Annotated in this window: 8 protein-coding genes; 6 read left to right on the forward strand and 2 right to left on the reverse strand. The window is 38.5% G+C overall.

Going from position 1 to position 18,305, the window contains the following annotated elements; genetic code table 11:
- Positions 1-4,050, forward strand: a 4,050-nt coding sequence (locus tag Q0Q99_RS10100) for a T9SS type B sorting domain-containing protein (RefSeq protein WP_293895203.1), incomplete at its 5' end; no start/stop codon positions are given.
- A 38-nt stretch (positions 4,051-4,088) separates the two neighbouring features.
- Positions 4,089-5,363 (forward strand): sterol desaturase family protein, encoded by a 1,275-nt coding sequence (locus tag Q0Q99_RS10105; RefSeq protein ID WP_293895206.1) that lies wholly within the window; start codon positions 4,089-4,091, stop codon positions 5,361-5,363.
- A gap of 294 nt (positions 5,364-5,657) precedes the next feature.
- Here Q0Q99_RS10105 and Q0Q99_RS10110 read toward each other — a convergent pair whose 3' ends face one another.
- Together Q0Q99_RS10110 and Q0Q99_RS10115 are read right to left on the reverse strand one after the other, a co-directional pair.
- Positions 5,658-6,071 (reverse strand): DUF6691 family protein, encoded by a 414-nt coding sequence (locus tag Q0Q99_RS10110; protein WP_293895209.1) that lies wholly within the window; start codon positions 6,069-6,071, stop codon positions 5,658-5,660.
- Between the two features lie 2 nt (positions 6,072-6,073).
- Positions 6,074-6,631: a YeeE/YedE thiosulfate transporter family protein gene (locus tag Q0Q99_RS10115; protein WP_293895212.1), complete on the reverse strand. Its 558-nt coding sequence runs from the start codon at positions 6,629-6,631 to the stop codon at positions 6,074-6,076.
- A 128-nt stretch (positions 6,632-6,759) separates the two neighbouring features.
- Here Q0Q99_RS10115 and Q0Q99_RS10120 point away from each other — a divergent pair, with 128 nt between their 5' ends.
- The 4 genes from Q0Q99_RS10120 (at position 6,760) to Q0Q99_RS10135 (ending at position 18,261) form a co-directional block, all read left to right on the forward strand.
- Positions 6,760-7,215 carry a 2-dehydro-3-deoxyphosphooctonate aldolase gene (locus tag Q0Q99_RS10120; RefSeq protein ID WP_293895215.1) on the forward strand — a complete coding sequence of 152 codons (456 nt, stop codon included), beginning with the start codon at positions 6,760-6,762 and terminating at the stop codon, positions 7,213-7,215.
- A 68-nt stretch (positions 7,216-7,283) separates the two neighbouring features.
- The gene (gene kdsA, locus Q0Q99_RS10125) at positions 7,284-8,102 is read left to right on the forward strand and encodes a 3-deoxy-8-phosphooctulonate synthase (RefSeq protein ID WP_293895218.1); all 819 of its coding nucleotides are present in this window, start codon (positions 7,284-7,286) and stop codon (positions 8,100-8,102) included.
- A 13-nt stretch (positions 8,103-8,115) separates the two neighbouring features.
- Positions 8,116-8,976, forward strand: coding sequence for a hypothetical protein (locus Q0Q99_RS10130; protein ID WP_293895221.1), 861 nt, complete (start codon positions 8,116-8,118; stop codon positions 8,974-8,976).
- A 33-nt stretch (positions 8,977-9,009) separates the two neighbouring features.
- The gene (locus tag Q0Q99_RS10135) at positions 9,010-18,261 is read left to right on the forward strand and encodes a CUB domain-containing protein (RefSeq protein WP_293895224.1); all 9,252 of its coding nucleotides are present in this window, start codon (positions 9,010-9,012) and stop codon (positions 18,259-18,261) included.
- The last annotated feature ends 44 nt before the right edge of the window (positions 18,262-18,305 follow it).

An 18,305-nucleotide genomic window follows, 5' to 3' on the forward strand; every position in this document is an offset into this window, starting at 1 on the left:
GGAACGGGAGCCTATACCGGTGGAGTGTATTCCTCAACTGCTGGTCTGACTATCAATACTACTACCGGTGCAATCACGCCTAATACCTCTATACCAAATACCTATACTGTTACTTATACCATTGCCGCAAGTGGTGGTTGTGCCCCTGTGGTAGCGACTACTACGGCAACCATTACTGCTTTGCCTACAGCCAGCATCAGTTATGCAACGCCGTTCTGTTCTTCTGTGACCACGGCTCAGTCTGTGACTTTAACCGGAACAGGAGCCTATACAGGTGGAGTGTATTCTTCTACTGCAGGTCTTACTATTAATCCTGCAACGGGTGCTATTATACCTAGTAGCTCTACTGCCAACACCTATACCGTTACCTATACCATTGCGGCCAGTGGTGGTTGTGCTCCTGTGGTAGCGACTACAACGGTAACTATTAATCCTTCGGCAAGTCCAACATTTACAGATGTGCCTCCGATTTGCTCAGGTGAGACTCTTAGTCCTTTACCAGCCATCTCAAACAACGGTGTTACAGGAACTTGGATGCCAACTTTGAATAATACATCGACTACAACTTATACTTTTACACCTACAACAGGGCAATGCGCTACAACAAATACGTTAATTATAACTGTTTATTCACTACCACTAATAAACTCAGTACCCCCTTTACACTACTGTGATCCTAATAATGATGGATTTGGTGTTTTTGATTTGACACAAGTGATTCCAACAATTACTGGAGGAACTCCATATCCAGTAAGTTTTCACGAAACCCTAACTGATGCAGAAATTAACGGCACTTACATTCCAAATCCAGCTAATTATTTCAATATTCATATAGACCATCAAACTATATACATACGCGCAGAATCTACAGAATCGACTAGTTGTTATAAGATAATAACTTTAGAATTAATTGTAAATCCAACTCCCGAAGCAAACGAGCCAGACGACTATCATGTTTGTGATACTAATAATGATGGTCTTGCAAGTTTTGATTTGACAACTGTTGCTCCCCAGGTATTTGGTTCCATAAATCAATCAACACATTCGATTGGCTATTATACTAGTCTGGCAAATGCTCAATCGGAAACAAATCCAATAAGCAACCTTACCAGCTTTATTAATCAAACTATAAACACCCAAACCATTTGGATTAGGATTACCAATAGTGCCACAGGTTGTTATGATATTGTAACATTACAATTGTTTGTTGATCCTCTGCCACTGGCAACTCAACCAAACTATCCTCCTTATACTTTATGTGATAATTATGCTCCATTATTTTATGAAGAATTCGATTTGGGTTCTAAAATCACAGAGATATTAATTGGGCAAACCGGAATGAATGTCAGCTTCCATTTCAATCAGGCTGATGCTTTAGCAGATATAAACCCGTTACCTCTTTTATATACTAATATTGCCCCTAACGTACAAACATTATGGATTAGAGTGGAAAATGCAAATACAGGTTGTTTTGTTTTATCTACTATAGATATACGCGTTGAACCTCTACCAAGTCCAATTCCTCAAAACGAACCCTATACTATTTGCGATGGTAATCAGGATGGATTTGGAACTTTTGATTTGAATACATTGACCTCCGATATATTGCAAGGTGCTAATTATACCATTACCTTTCACGAAACCATCGAAGATGCCCAATTAGGCAACAATCCTTTGGCCAGTCCTTACAATAATATAACTCCATTTGTTCAATTTATTTATGCTTCCGCTATTGACAATGTGAATGGCTGTAGAAGTATTATCCCTATCGAATTAAATGTGGATCCTCAACCTATAACACCATTTACAGTACCAAATTTAATTCAATGTGATGAAGATAATAATCCGCAAAATCTATCAATGGTATTTGATTTAACTCAGAATGATTCTGCTGTGTTGGCCATACAGACTTCTGCACCATCAAATTATACCGTCACTTATTATATTTCTCAAACAGATGCTATTGCTGGGATTGCACCTATTATTCAATCTACTCATTATGTAGGAGCGAATCACGATATGATTTGGGTAAGAGTTGAAAATAATTCTTCGCATTGTTTTTCAATAGGTTCTTTCGAATTATTAATTAACCCTCCATTAGTATTAACAACACCAACGCCATTAAGCATTTGTGATGATGATGCCGTACCAAATAATCAATATACAGAATTTGATTTAACGGTTAAAAACAATGAAATAACTCAAGGCCAGTCTAACCTGACTGTGACCTATTATCCAAGTTATCCTATAACTTCACTGAGTGTTGCAATTCAAAATCCAACAACATATACTAATGCATTGCCTGCTGTTCAGACATTAGGTGTTATGGTTACCAGTGCCCAAGGCTGCAGAAGTTACATTTCATTAGATATCAGAGTACTGCCAATTCCAACGCCAAGAACCAACGGAATCAGACCGTTGCCTGCACAATGTGATGTAAACAATACAGGTGACATGCTGGAAATTTTTAATTTGACATTGAACGCTTCCATTATAATAAATGGCGACCCAACATTAGTGTTGCATTATTATCCAACACAAGCAAATGCATTGGCTGGAACCAATGAAATTCTAAATCCATCTGCCGCTTTAGTTGGAAACAATGTATGGATTAGAGTTGAAAATAATAGAATAGATTATCTAGGCAACCACTGTTTTGTATTGGTGGAACAACCGCTAACTGTAAATCCATTGCCAACCATTATTCAACCGTTGACGATTCAAAATTGTGATGATGATGCCGATGGACAAGCGTCATTTGACTTGACTTCAACGAATGTTAGTTTGTTAGGAAGCACCCAATTACCAACAGATTTTACAATTACTTATTATACAACCGCTGCCAATGCTCAGGCAGCAGCAAATGCTATTCCAAATCCGACAAATTTCATCAATACCATTAATCCGCAAATTATTTTTGTCAGGGTCGTGAATAATGCTACAGGTTGTTTCAATACGGGTCAATTTACACTTGTTGTTAATCCAAAACCAATGGCAACAGCACCGGCAGCTTTTGAAACTTGTGATACCGACGGAACTAATGATGGTTACTTTACATTAGATTTGAGTACGTATAGTAATGGAATTATTGGCGCTCAAACCGGAGTTACCACTACTTTTTATAACACTCAAACTGATGCTGTTAATGGAACAAATGCTATTACTAATTTAGCCAATTATCAAGCCTATACTCATACCATTTGGGTTAGAGTTGAAAATGTAATTACGGGTTGTTATCAGTTAGTACCATTTAATATTACCGTCGAACCATTGCCTGAACCAATCATTTCTTCTCCAAGAGATAACATTTGTGTCCAATATGATACAAATCAATTATTAAGCGGCTTGACTTTGGATAGCGGAATCTCCAGTACGGGTTACACTTTTGCCTGGTCATTAGGCGGAACTGTAATTCCTGGTGCAACCGGTTCAACATATATCGTTAATACTGTTGCTGCGGGAGATTATACAGTCGTAGCTACAAGTACAAGTTCGTTGGCTTGTGTTTCAAATGTTTCGAATACATTTACCGTAATCCAATCTGGTCCGGCACAATTTTCTGAACCTCCATATACCATTAGCAATGATTTCAGTGACAATCAAATTATAACAGTTAATGTAGTTGGATTTGGTGTTTATGAATATAGCCTGGATGATGGTCCTTTCCAAAGCAGTAATGTTTTTGAACATACTTCATTGGGTGAACATACTATTACTGTTCGTGATGTAAAAGGAAATACCAGTTGTGGTGAAATAGTTATTGATGGAGTTCAAGCAATCGATTATCCTCATTATTTTTCGCCAAATGGAGATGGTATTCACGATACTTGGAATGTTATTGGGTTGGAAGATCAACCTTTTGCCCGGCTTTATATTTTTGATCGATATGCCAAACTATTGAAACAGTTGAGCACTGATGGCCCTGGTTGGGACGGAACTTATAACGGACATTTACTTCCTGCTGATGATTATTGGTTTAAAGTGGAATACTTAGACCAAAGCAAGACCAGATGGAAAGAATTTAAATCGCACTTTACACTGAAAAGATAATAGCGGAATTTATTATCTTTAAACGTAAATTCATCATCATGGAACAATACGGGAAAATCCTATTGATTGCTATGCCCTTTTTTCTTTTGCTGATTGTCATCGAAAAAATATATGGTTACTTTAAAGGCATTAACCATGCACCAATGATGGACAGCATTTCGAGTATCAGTTCCGGAATGACGAATGCCGTGAAAGATGCGTTGGGTTTGAGTATCGCTATTCTTTCTTACGAATGGATGGTGTCACATTTGGCGGTTTTACATGTTGAGGCTACAATTCCAACATATATAATTGCCTTTTTTGTTATTGATTTTTATGGGTATTGGAGCCATCGATGGGCACACCAAATCAATTTCTTCTGGAACAAACATGCCATTCACCACAGCAGCGAAGAGTTCAATTTGGCTTGTGCTTTGCGCCAACCGATTTCTAGTTTTGTCAATCTTTTTACTTTCCTTTTATTACCGGCAGCTTTTTTTGGAGTTCCATCAAAAGTGATTGCTATTTTATTGCCGATACATTTGTTTTTACAATTTTGGTATCATACCAGATATATTGGCAAACTTGGTTTTCTGGAGAAATTTATGGTTACGCCTTCGCATCACAGGGTTCATCATGCCATCAACCGGGAATATATGGATAAAAACCACGGGCAGATTTTTATATTTTGGGATAAGTGGTTTGGTACTTTTCAGGAAGAATTAGATGATGTTGCACCTGTTTTTGGAATCACGCGACCAGCGCATACCTGGAATCCAATCAAAATAAATTTTCAGCATATGTGGCTTTTGATTAAAGATGCCTACCATGCCGAAAACTGGAAAGACAAATTCACCATCTGGTTTAAACCAACAGGCTGGCGCCCAAAGGATTTCGATGAAAAATATCCCATTGATAAAATTACCGATGTCTATAATTTTGATAAATATGGCAACCAACATTCGCAACTTTTGATGTATTGGTCATTGGTACAATTGTTCACTACTTTGGGATTTATAAGTTATCTTTTTGGAAACATTGCCAATATTGGCTTGCCGAATATTTTTGTGTATGGATTCTTCGTTTTTCTAACCATTTACAGCTACACCGAATTAATTGATACACGTAAATTTTCTATTCTTTGGGAAGGCTTGCGATTTATTTTTTCAATGGGAATTCTTTATTACTATGGCGATTGGTTTGGAATGTCAACGCTTTTACCCTATTCAAATCCGTTGCTTATCGTCTATTTCTTTGCATCGTTATTGATGAGTTCTTATTTTGTTTTTGTGGAGTTTCGTAATACCCAAAACCAACTTTCGTATGATGATTAGTTTTGTATTATGGATTGGATTTAAATTGAAGCAAAAACAAGAAGCTGATAGTAAAAAATATTAGGAGCACATCATTTGTCGTCTTCAGCACGTGCTGTCCCGCTGTCCGCTATACTCCGCCTGCCTGTCGGCAGTCAGGGTATCGCTCCCATCGGGGCTATCGACTCCGTTTTGCTAACATCAGGATATATCCTTGATTGATAGATACTTCATAGATGAAGCATAGATACTCCATAGATAAAGCATAGATAGTGTATTAGGAATGCATTGAGGATGTGTAAACCAGATTTCTACTTAATGCGGTAATTTATCTTTTATAACTCCATAAAGAAAGGTGCCCAAAATAGCACCAATCAATATCAATCCGACGCTCATAAAACCTGCGCCAAGTAATATAAAAATTGGGCCCGGACAAGCACCAACCATTGCCCAGCCTAATCCGAAAAGAATACCTCCAATCCAATAACGTGCGTTTCCTTTTTCCTTATCCTGCACAATCAAAAGATTGCCATCAATGTCTTTCAACTTATTTCTTTTTATGATTTGGATGCCAGTAGTTCCAACAAAAATTGCCATCATAATAATACCGTACATATGAAACGACTGAAACTGGAACATTTCATAAATTCGGTACCAGGAAACCGCTTCCGATTTGGTAAGCACAATACCAAAGAAAAACCCAACGAGTAAATATTTTAAATAATTCATAGCTAAAAAAGTAAGGGTAAAATATAATGCGACATAATCAAGCCGCCAATAAAAAAGCCAATAACCGCTTTTAAGGAAGGCAATTGCAAATTACTCATTCCCGCTATGGCGTGACCCGAAGTACAGCCTCCGGCATATCGCGAACCAAAACCGATTAATAATCCACCAACAAGTAAAATAATCATCATTTTGGGCGAATGGAATATTTGGTCTCCAAAAAGTGCATCAGGTAATAATTTTCCGTTTGGCCCATCAATTCCCATTGCCGCTAATTGCTCAATGGTTTTTGGATTGATAGCAACATTCGAAGCATCGCTCAAAAAATGAACCGCTACATAACCCCCAATCATGGCACCAACAACGACAGCTAAATTCCAACGTTGTGATTTCCAATCCCAATCAAAAAAGGGAACTTTTTTTCCAATACCAGTCATGGCACATAACGAGCGTAAATTGGACGACATTCCAAATACTTTTCCAAAATAATTAAGAAGCAGCATTACGACAGCTATGAGGAAACCTGCAACCGACCAATGCCAAGTGTGAGTTAAAAATTCCATACGATATATTTTTACAAAAATAGAAATTCATTTGAACTAGGCAGCTAAACTATTGCCATAAATTGTCTATTTTTGGTTTACCTCCTTTTTGCATGATAATTGTAAAAGAAAAAATAAAAATATTTCATATGAAAATAAAGTCGCTTTTAGTCTCAATCCTAATCACAATGGCAACCTCATCTTGCGTTAGTACAAAATCTACTTTGAAAAATGTAGATGATAATGCGCCAATTCCAACATTATCAGCAAATAACACTTTTGTTTTAACCGAATACAGCAAAGACAAAAAGTATGGTTACAACGCTGATTATCCTATCAATGTTTTTTACAAAAACACTAATGATGAAAACCTAAACGCAGAACGTTTTCTGAATGCCTTAGCGGGACCAAATGGAAAAAAAATAACATTTTCTAAACTGGAAAGTTGTTGTCCGTTTCCAACAAAAAGAACAGAAATTGGCGCAGGTTTTCTTGATGTGTACGAATTAAAATGGGAAGGACAAACTGAACCAACAAAATTGTACCTAAACATTTATGAGAAAGGATATTTGCTTGTTCCAGTTGGCCTTTCCATTAAAAAATAACTTACATATTAACGGTAAGAAATAATAAAAAATATGCTTATATTAGCCGTCTTAAAAACTTAATTTTTATGAACTTAAATACCATTCCACAAATCAAAAACATTGATAGTGGAAATTTCTTCGTTCTAGCTGGTCCATGTGCTATTGAAGGAGAAGAAATGGCTATGAAAATCGCCGAAAAATTAGTCACAATTACAGACAAATTACAAATACCATACGTTTTCAAAGGCTCCTTTAAAAAAGCCAATCGCTCAAGAATTGATAGCTTTTCGGGAATTGGCGATGAAAAAGCGTTAAAAATACTTCGTAAAGTTTCCGAAACTTTTCATGTCCCAACCGTTACCGATATTCATACTAACGAAGATGCTGACAAAGCAGCTCAGTATGTTGACGTGTTACAGATTCCCGCATTCCTGGTTCGTCAAACCGATTTAGTGGTAGCAGCTGCCAATACCGGAAAAGTGGTCAATTTAAAAAAAGGACAATTTATGAGTCCGGAAAGCATGAAACACGCAGTTCAGAAAGTCCTTGACTGCAACAATCAAAATGTGATGGTTACCGATAGAGGAAGCATGTTTGGCTACCAAGATATGATAGTTGATTTTCGTGGCATTCCTACTATGCAACAGTATGCAACAACCGTTTTAGATGTAACACATTCTTTGCAACAACCTAATCAAACTGCGGGTGTAACCGGTGGACGACCGGACATGATTGAAACCATTGCCAAAGCGGGAATAGTAGTTGGTGTTGATGGTATTTTCATCGAAACCCATTTTGATCCGGCGCATGCCAAAAGTGATGGTGCTAATATGCTGCACCTAGACTATTTTGAGGGGTTGATGACCCGTTTGGTAGCCATTAGAAAAACAATTAATCAATTTTAATTTATTACCTATTTTGAAAAAAATATTATTTTCATTCATAACTTTTTTTGCCTTAACCCAAGCTGTTTCTTCTCAGGAAAAAGCAGCTAATTCTGGTAAATATACTACACACAATAAGGGGAAATTTTTCGTTGCTTTTGGTGGAAACAGGGACACTTATACAAAATCTGATATTCATTTTAAAGGTGAAAACTTTAATTTTACAGTTTCAAATGCGGAAGCACATGATAAACCAAAGGGCTGGCATGTTGACTATATCAATCCGGCAAGATTTACGATTCCTCAAACCAATATGAAATTTGGTTATTTCCTGAACGATCATTATGCAATAGCATTAAATATTGATCACATGAAATATATTTTTTTACAAAATCAGACTGCAAATGTTACCGGTACAATAAACCTGCCTGCTTCTGACCCAGGTTCGGTATACAATGGAACCTACAACAACACGCCTGTTGATTTTACCGATGGAACATTCCTTCAATTTGAGCACACTAATGGTTTAAATTATGTTCATCCTGAAATATCACGATTTGACGATTTGTCAAAATTATTTGGAATTACAAACACAGATAAATTTCAAATCAATATTACTGAAGGAATTGGGGCAGGCTTTCTATATCCTAGAACGGATGCAATTGTTTTGAGTAAAGAAGACCATGATAAATTTCATATTGCAGGATATGGTTTATCGGCAAAAGCCGGACTTAACTTTACCTTTTTCAAATACTTTTTTCTTCAAACAGAATTAAAAGGCGGTTATATTAATATGCCGGATATTGAAATAACATACAACAACAGTGAAAAAGCTTCACAGCATTTTATGTTTTTTGAAAGCATCATTTACTTTGGCGGAATTTTCAAAATATAATTTTTATTCCATCCTTGACCTAAACCAACCATTATGAAAAAAATTAACTTATCGATTTTAGTCCTATTATTGTTTTCAATAAATGCCTATTCGCAGTTTACTGAAGGATTTGAATCAACTACAGGACCAGATGCCCTGCCATCTACCAACTGGACATTAGGGTCAGGAAATTGGGCGGTTTTTGATAATGGTATTGGCACACAAAGATGGGATATTAATTCAACCATTTCGACTCCGGTAACAGTATATCAGGGTGTTAATGCAGCTTATATAAACAGGGAGAATATTGGTCAGGGCAATACTTCGGAAAATTATCTGGCGACACCGGCAGTACTAATTCCGACCAACGGTGAATTACATTTTTTCACGAGAATGTTTACCAGTGGAAACCAAGGAACAATTTATCAAATAAAAGTAGCACCTGCTACTGCTTCACAAACCGATGTTTCTTCCTATTCTTTAGTGCAGCAATGGACAGAACCAGAATTGATTGTACCAACATCGAACTTTAATATCTACACAGAAAAAACGGTTAATTTTTCGGCTTTTGCTGGGCAATTCGTTTTCATTTCATTTGTAAAAATATATACACAACCAACTACATCAATAGATGGTGACCGATGGTTAATAGACAATGTTGGTATTAATGCTCAATGTTTAGCACCAACAGGACTAACTTTTTCTGCAATAACAGTAAACGGAGCCACATTAAACTGGATAAATCCAAATGGCTCAGGAACTACCTGGGAAATAGAAGTTGTTCCTGCTTCTGGAACTCCAACAGGGACACCTACACATACCACTACAGCATTACCGTATGTCGTAACTGGTTTACTTCCAAATACTGCTTATAACTATTATGTCAGAGCAATATGTACCTCTGGATTTTCAAGCGCGTGGTCTACCGCGTCTGCCACCTTTACTACTGGAACTGCTCCACCTGTTTGTGGTGGCAATTTTGTGGATTCGGGCGGCGTTGGAGGCAATTATGCCAATAATGAAAATAGCACTACAACAATATGCCCAACCAACCCGGGAGATCAGGTAACAGTAACTTTTACTTCTTTTAATGTTCAAAATGGTTCCGATTTGTTAAAAGTGTATGATGGTAATAATGCTTCGTCCACATTACTAGCCACTTTAACCGGAACTACTTTGCCTCCGGCGTTTACATCTTCAGCAGCTTCAGGATGCTTAACATTTGTGTTTACATCTAATGGTACTACGACGGCTACGGGTTGGGCAAGTAATGTGACTTGTGCTCCAGCGCCAACATGTAGTTTACCTACGGCCGTTACCAATTCAACGGTGACTTTTAATTCAGCTATTATAAGTTGGACACAGCCCGCAAATCCTGATTCGTCAGTTGCTACAGCGTGGCAGATTTTGGCGTTAACATGCGGTTCGCCAGCACCGACTGCTTCTTCGACTGGGTTTGTTAGTGCTTCTTCAAATCCATTTACTTTAACCGGATTATTACCAACAACCTGTTATGATATTTATGTCAGAGCGGTTTGTTCAGCTTCAGATAGTAGTGCCTGGTCACGAATTGCAAGTTCTTTTACAACCCAGGCGGCACCGCCAGTTTGTGGTGGAAACTTTGTCGATAGTGGTGGTACAACTGGAAGCTATAGTAATAGTGAAAATACAACGACAACTATTTGTCCGACGAATGTTGGCGATTTAGTAACGGTTACATTTACTTCGTTTTCGTTAGAAAGCTGTTGTGACAGCCTTAAAATTTATGATGGAAACAGTACTTCAGCCACTTTATTGGGAACATACACAGGGGCAACATTACCACCCGCATATACCTCAACTGCAGCAAATGGTTGCCTTACTTTTCTTTTTACATCTGATAGTAGTGTTACACAAGCGGGTTGGATAGCTAATATAACTTGTGCTCCCGCACCTACGTGTAGAAAACCAACATCTTTAACAAACTCAACAGTTAATGCGACATCAGCAATTTTAAGCTGGACACAACCTGCAAATCCTAATTCCTCGGTTGCGACAGCATGGCAGGTTTTGGCGCTAACTTGCGGTTCACCAGCACCAACTGCTACTTCAACCGGATTTGTAAATGCAACTTCCAATCCATTTACACTTACGGGATTAACTGCGACAACTTGTTATGATGTGTATGTTAGAGCGGTTTGCTCTGCGTCGGATAGCAGTACCTGGTCCTCTTCAACCACTTTTACAACTCAGGCTTTACCGCCAGTTTGTGGCGGAAACTTTGTTGACAGTGGTGGAACCACAGGAAACTATAGTAATAGTGAAAATACAACTACAACAATTTGTCCGACAACCACTGGAGATTTGGTAACTGTTACTTTCACCGCATTTTCATTAGAAAGTTGTTGTGATAGTCTCAGAATTTATGATGGAAGCAGTACTTCTGCAACTTTATTAGGAACTTATACAGGCACCACTTTACCGCCAACTTATACGTCAACTTCGTCAGGTGGATGCTTAACGTTTTTATTCACTTCTGATAGTAGTGTTACTCAAACAGGTTGGATTGCTAATGTAACTTGTGCACCAGCCCCAACATGTAGTAAACCTTTAACTTTAACAAATTCAACGGTTACTGCAACGTCGGTAATTTTAAGTTGGACACAACCTGCAAACCCTAATACAACAGTTGCAACTGCCTGGCAGGTTTTGGCGCTAACTTGCGGTTCACCTGTACCAACCGCTGCTTCCACTGGATTTGTCATCGCAAACTCAAATCCATTTACTTTAACCGGTTTGTCGCCTACAACCTGTTATGATGTCTATGTGAGAGCGGTTTGTTCAGCTTCAGATAGAAGTGCATGGTCGGCTTTAACAACTTTTACAACTCAGGCTTTGCCGCCGGTTTGCGGTGGAAACTTTGTTGATAGTGGTGGTACAACAGCAAACTATAGTAATAATGAAAACATTACAACAACCATTTGCCCAATAAATGCCGGAGATTTGGTTACAGTGACTTTTACTTCATTCTCAATGGAAAGTTGTTGTGACAGACTCAGTATTTATGATGGAAGTAACGCAGCAGCGCCTTTGTTGGGTACTTATACAGGTACTACTTTACCACCAGCCTATACTTCCAGTACACCAAATGGTTGTTTGACTTTTGTGTTTACTTCTGATAGTAGTGTTGTCCAAACGGGTTGGATTGCCAATGTGACATGTGCACCAGCTCCGACTTGTAGTAAACCGATAAATTTAACGAATACAAACGTTCTTTCAACTTCAGCGGTTTTAAGTTGGACGCAACCTGCAAATCCTAATACAACAATGGCAACAGCCTGGCAGGTTTTGGCTTTATCTTGTGGTTCGCCTACTCCAACTGCTACCTCGACTGGGTTTGTTAATGCTTCTACAAATCCATTTACCCTAACCGGATTGACGCCATTAACATGTTATGATGTATATGTTAGGGCGGTTTGTTCGGCTTCAGATAGTAGTGCCTGGTCCGCTTTGACTACATTCACGACGCAGGCTTTACCTCCGGTTTGCGGTGGAAACTTTGTTGACACGGGCGGTCCTGCTGGAAATTATAATAATAATGCTAACATTACAACAACCATTTGCCCTACAAACACTGGAGATTTGGTGACCGTTCAATTTACTTCATTTAATGTTGAAATGGGTTTTGATCAGTTAAGAATATATGATGGCGACAACGCATCGGCACCTTTATTAGGAACCTACACAGGTACTGTAATTCCCCCAACTTATACATCAAATGCTGCCAGTGGATGCTTAACTTTTGTGTTCACTTCTGACGGTACGGGAACCCAACCTGGTTGGACTTCCAATGTAACTTGTGCTCCGGCACCTTTATGTCGTAAACCAACTAACTTAACAACATCAACTGTAACTGCTAATTCGGTTAACCTTGCTTGGACTAATGTGGGTAATGCCACTTCCTGGCAAGTTTTAGCATTAGCATGCGGCTCTCCAATTCCAGATTTAACAACTACAGGTTGGGTATCAGCATCAACAAATCCATTTGTGCTAAACGGATTATTTCCAAATACATGTTATACTATATATGTTCGTGGAAATTGTGGCACTGATGGTGTAAGTGCTTGGTCCAATTCGGTAACAATAACAACTCAAATAGCACCTCCGGGTTGTGGTGGGAATTTCCTGGACTCAGGGGCACTAAGTAATTATGCTAATAATTCAAATATAGGAACGCTGATTTGCCCTTCATCACCAACAGATAAAGTGACAGTAACTTTCACTTCTTTTGATACCGAAGCCAATACAGATTTTTTAAAGATTTATAATGGAAACAGTGCTGCAGCACCTTTAATTGGTACTTATTCGGGTACAAATTTACCTCCTTCGGCTACTTCATCTGCAGCAAATGGTTGCTTGTATTTTGTATTTACTTCAAACAATTTAGTTACTCAAACGGGTTGGTCGTCAAATATCACTTGTGCTCCTGCTGTCTCATGTCCTAATCCCTTAGGTGTAACTTCTACTACTGTTGTCACTACAACATCGCAATTAAGCTGGATTGAAGCAGGAAGTGCTACTTCCTGGCAAGTCCTGACTTTACCATGTGGTTCACCTCCACCTACAAATAGTAGTACAGGTTGGATTTCAACTACTGCAAATCCATATACAGTAACTGGTCTTACGCCAAATTGTTGTAATCAATATTATGTTAGAAGTGTATGTTCAGGTTCAGCAACAAGTAATTGGACTCCTGGCTATTTGAATCAGGCTGGTAGTTATGTTGTCTGGAGTTCAGCGAGTGGCGCAAGTACTTTATCCGGAACTTTTCCTGGTGGAACAGTTGCTGTTACCTTCACTGGTACTGGTAACCCTGTAACTATTGACAGCCCTGCTGGTGTTGATACAAACCTGGTGGTAACCGGTAACAATACATTCTCAACAAGTGGCCCTTCAGACAATCCACCTTCACAAAGATTGACATTTACATTCTCTACCCCTGTAATTATTGATAGGTATAGTATGGCGGACATTGATTTAGGTACATGGGATGATTCATTTAATTTTGTTGGTGTAACCTTTACTTCAACAACATCAACTAATGTAAATACTACTGTAACAGGTGCGGTCGCCAGCCCTAGCTCAGGTGGTAATAATACTGAATATGCATCATGGTTTTCAAGTACAACTCCAGTAACTAGTTTTTCATTAAATTATTTAACAACAGGTGGACTTACTCACGCTTATTTGGCTTATGCTCTAAAAGTATTCATGCCATGTCCTATTCCACTTGCCACATTGAATGTAAGTGTTAACAGTCCAACCGTATGTCAGGGAACACCAGCAAATGTAATTGCAACTCCTAGCACACCTGGAAATTATAATTATACCTGGACAGTTCCAACCGGAGCAACCAATCCTGGAAATGTTGCCAGTTTCTTTACTAATGTGGCTGGAGTTTATAGTGTCATTATAACGGACACCGGTACCGGAACTACCAGCCCTAGTGCTTCAGGAACTGTTACCATTAACACACCAATAGCTGCTATATTTAATTCTATTCCGGCTATTTGTAATGGTGCGACTGCGCCTTCATTACCTTCAACTTCTATTGAAGGATTTACGGGAAACTGGTCGCCAAGTGTTGTTAACAATACACTAACGGGAACTTACACTTTTACACCAACTGCCGGACAATGTGCAAGCTCAGGAAGTGTTACCATTACTGTAAATGATCCGGCAGCTCCTACTTTCGATACGTTTGGCCCTTATTGCACAGGCAGTACCGTGCCAAATTTACCAACTACGTCAAATAATAGTATAACAGGAACATGGTCTCCGGCAATTATCAACAATACGCAATCAGCAACCTATACTTTTACACCAAATTCTGGTCAATGTGCTTCAAGTACAACTAAAGATGTTACCGTTATTCAAACCACAACTCCAACATTTTTATCTCCGGCTCCTATTTGTACGGGTAACACTGCTCCAACATTACCTTTAACTTCAGTCAATGGTATTACCGGAACCTGGTCTCCAAGTGTTGTTGACAATACGCAAACTGCGACATATACCTTTACACCAAATGCCGGCCAATGTGCTACAACAACTACAATGTCGGTAACGGTTTATCAGGATTGTTCTTTTGGCAGTTTTGCAAATGCCGTTTGGTTGACTAATTGTGAGGATAGCAATTTCTTTAATACGGTTGGTTCAGGAACTTCAATAATTGGCCCTGCTCAAAATATTTTCCCTAATACCGATTTTGGAACTTATATTTCAAACTCCAACACTTTTAAATTAAGAGGTGCAGAATTAAAAACATTTAAATCTGCTACCGCTAATGTTTGTAGTGCCCGATTGAATTATAGAATTTACCCTCAATCAGGAACTCCGGGAGCGTTTACGGTTTTAAATCTTCCATTCTTTGAAGACTGTTCAGCTGGTACCTTCCCTAGTGGTGGACCTTGTAATCCTGGTGATCAGAAATGGCAAAAGGTCTTGAGCGATGCTGAATTCCCAGTAGATTTAACTGCTTTTCCTGCGGGTGATTATATTTTGGAAGTGTATTATGATATTACTGGAGATGTGAATTCCACCTCGCAATGTGATGATACTATTTATATAAATAATAACGGAGATAATTTTATAGCAACCTATACATTACAGGAAAGCCCAACGTATACATCCGTAAATCCAACTATTTGTAATGCGGCTGATGGATCAATTACCATTGAAAATTTAGCGCCAAGTACAACTTACACTTTGACTTATACACATGATAGTCTAGTTGTCGGGCCTTTGACTATCAACTCAAATAATTTGGGACAATATACCTTAAGCGGATTAACCGTTGGGACTTATGCAAACTTCAATTATGAGGTAAACGGTTGTACTTTTGCTTCAGCTGACATTATAACTCTTACTGTACAGTCAATAGTTCCAATTGCAAGCACAGATCCATTAACTTGTAATGGTACTACCGGAACTATTACTATTAGTAATTTAGTTCCTAACCAAGCTTATGCAGTAACTTATTCAGATGATACAGTTGTGGTTGGACCTACTACAATGACAGCAGATGCCACTGGTCAAATAGTATTAACCGGATTGAATGCTGGTGTTTATACCAACTTTAACCTTACCACTACTTACTGCACTGCAACATCTACTCAAGTTGTCACGTTAAACGATCCTGCACCTCCTGTGGTAACAGTAAATAGTTCAACTGTCTGTATTGGCCAATCGGCAACGGTTACTGCTACGCCTCAGGTACCTGGTATTTACAATTATGTGTGGACTGTTCCGACCGGGTTTACAAATCCAGGAAACGTAGCAAGTTTCAATACAAATGTTGCCGGAACCTATACCGTGGTAATTACTCCTCTCGGAACTTTTTTCTGTAATGGAGGTTTTGAAAGTCCAACTACAACAGGTGCTTTCCCAAATATGTTCAACGAAAATATCGTTAATTGTTGGGACACAACAGCGGCAGATGGAATTATGGAGTTTTGGCCTCCAGCGGGGTTTGAAGGCGTTTTTGCGTATCAGGGAAATCAGTTTATTGAAATTAACGGAAATTCAACAGCTACTGTATTCCAGGATTTCACAACGTATCCCGGCGCTCTTTTACAAATTTCATTTGCACACAGAGGACGTCAGGGTACTGATGTTGTAGGTTTAGAAATTGGTCCAAACGGTGGTCCTTACACAAGTCTAGGAAACTTTACTGATTCTACGGCATGGGCATTACACAATCTAACCTATTCGGTTCCAACTTGGGGTGGAAATAATTATACGATTCGATTTGTATCAGTATCGAGTACCGGCGGTGACCCAACTGTTGGTAATTTCTTAGATGCGGTTAGTGTTAATTCGGGTGAATGTAGTTCATCGCCAGCATCCGGAACGGTTACTTTATTACCTACGGTGACCTTGAATCTAACTTCAGCTAATAACAATCAAACTGTTTGTATAAATACAACTATTGCTGCTATTACTTATGCTTCTGTAAATGCTACAAACGTAACAGTAACCGGACTTCCAACTGGAGTTAATGGTATATTCAACTCGGGAACAAATGTCTTTACAATAAGCGGAACTCCAACACAATCAGGCACATTCCCTTACACAGTAAGTACCGTTGGCGGTTGTAACGTAGTAACACTAAACGGAACCCTAGTTGTAAATTCGACAGTTGCAGCAACATTTACTCCAATAACAATTTGTAGAGGCGATGCCGTGAATTTGCCATTAACATCAATTCAAGGATATACTGGTACATGGAACCCGGCAACAGTAGACAATACTCAAACGGGAACTTATATTTTCACTCCAACAGCTGGGCAATGTGCAACAAACGGAAGTTTAACGATAACTGTTAATCAGCCAATTCTAAGCACATTCGCATTCATTCCTGCTATTTGTAATGGAGATCTAACGCCCGTATTGCCTGCAACTTCATTGGAAGGATTTACGGGAACCTGGTCACCAAGTACTGTAAGCAATACACAATCGGCAACGTATACATTTACTCCAACAGCGGGACAGTGTGCATTAGCCGGATCTGTTTCGGTAACGGTTAACCAAAAAACAACTCCAACATTTAATGCTATTGCTACGTTATGTACTGGCGAGACCGCACCTTCACTTCCATCATCATCACTTGAAGGGATAACCGGAAACTGGACACCATCAGTAATTGACAATACAACTTCAGGAACTTACATCTTTGTTCCTAATGCGGGACAATGTGCAAACAACGGAGCCCTTTCAGTTACCGTTCAAAGTGCGTTTGATTTCGAACTAACCGGAAAATGTATTGGAGATGACTTTTTTATAGAAGTTACTGCTGTCAATAATACAATTGACATTAATACTGCAAACTTTGTTTGGTATAACAGCAATAATCAAACTGTTGGTAATAACTCAAGTACGTTTAATGTGACTGAATATTTAAATTCGACAACACCAATTGAGGAAATGCCAATAACTTTCTCTGTGACTGTTACAAATGCAGATGGCTGTTATAAAACAGAACCTATTACTTTAACTAGAATATTCTGCGGAATCCAAAAAGGTATTTCTGTAAATAATGATGGTGATAATGAATTCTTTGACCTGACCTTATTAAATGTAAAACATCTGAGCATTTTCAACAGATATGGAATGAAAGTTTACACCAAAGGTGGTTACATCAATGAATGGAAAGGACAATCTGATAGTGGTGATGAATTACCTGATGGTACTTATTATTATGTTATTGATTTCAATGATAATTTGCCTGCAAAAACCGGTTGGATTTATATCAATAGAGAAAATTAATTAAACAAAAAACGTCCCGATATTAGGGACGTTTTTTTTATGAC

The organism is Flavobacterium sp. (assembly GCF_025352425.1).
GTDB lineage: Bacteria > Bacteroidota > Bacteroidia > Flavobacteriales > Flavobacteriaceae > Flavobacterium.

Bases quoted from the DNA above. Each gene is read 5' to 3' on its own strand.
- Q0Q99_RS10105 (WP_293895206.1), top strand. From the start codon at position 4,089: ATGGAACAATACGGGAAAATCCTATTGATTGCTATGCCCTTTTTTCTT.
- Q0Q99_RS10110 (WP_293895209.1), bottom strand. From the start codon at position 6,071: ATGAATTATTTAAAATATTTACTCGTTGGGTTTTTCTTTGGTATTGTG.
- Q0Q99_RS10115 (WP_293895212.1), bottom strand. From the start codon at position 6,631: ATGGAATTTTTAACTCACACTTGGCATTGGTCGGTTGCAGGTTTCCTC.
- Q0Q99_RS10120 (WP_293895215.1), top strand. From the start codon at position 6,760: ATGAAAATAAAGTCGCTTTTAGTCTCAATCCTAATCACAATGGCAACC.
- kdsA (WP_293895218.1), top strand. From the start codon at position 7,284: ATGAACTTAAATACCATTCCACAAATCAAAAACATTGATAGTGGAAAT.
- Q0Q99_RS10135 (WP_293895224.1), top strand. From the start codon at position 9,010: ATGAAAAAAATTAACTTATCGATTTTAGTCCTATTATTGTTTTCAATA.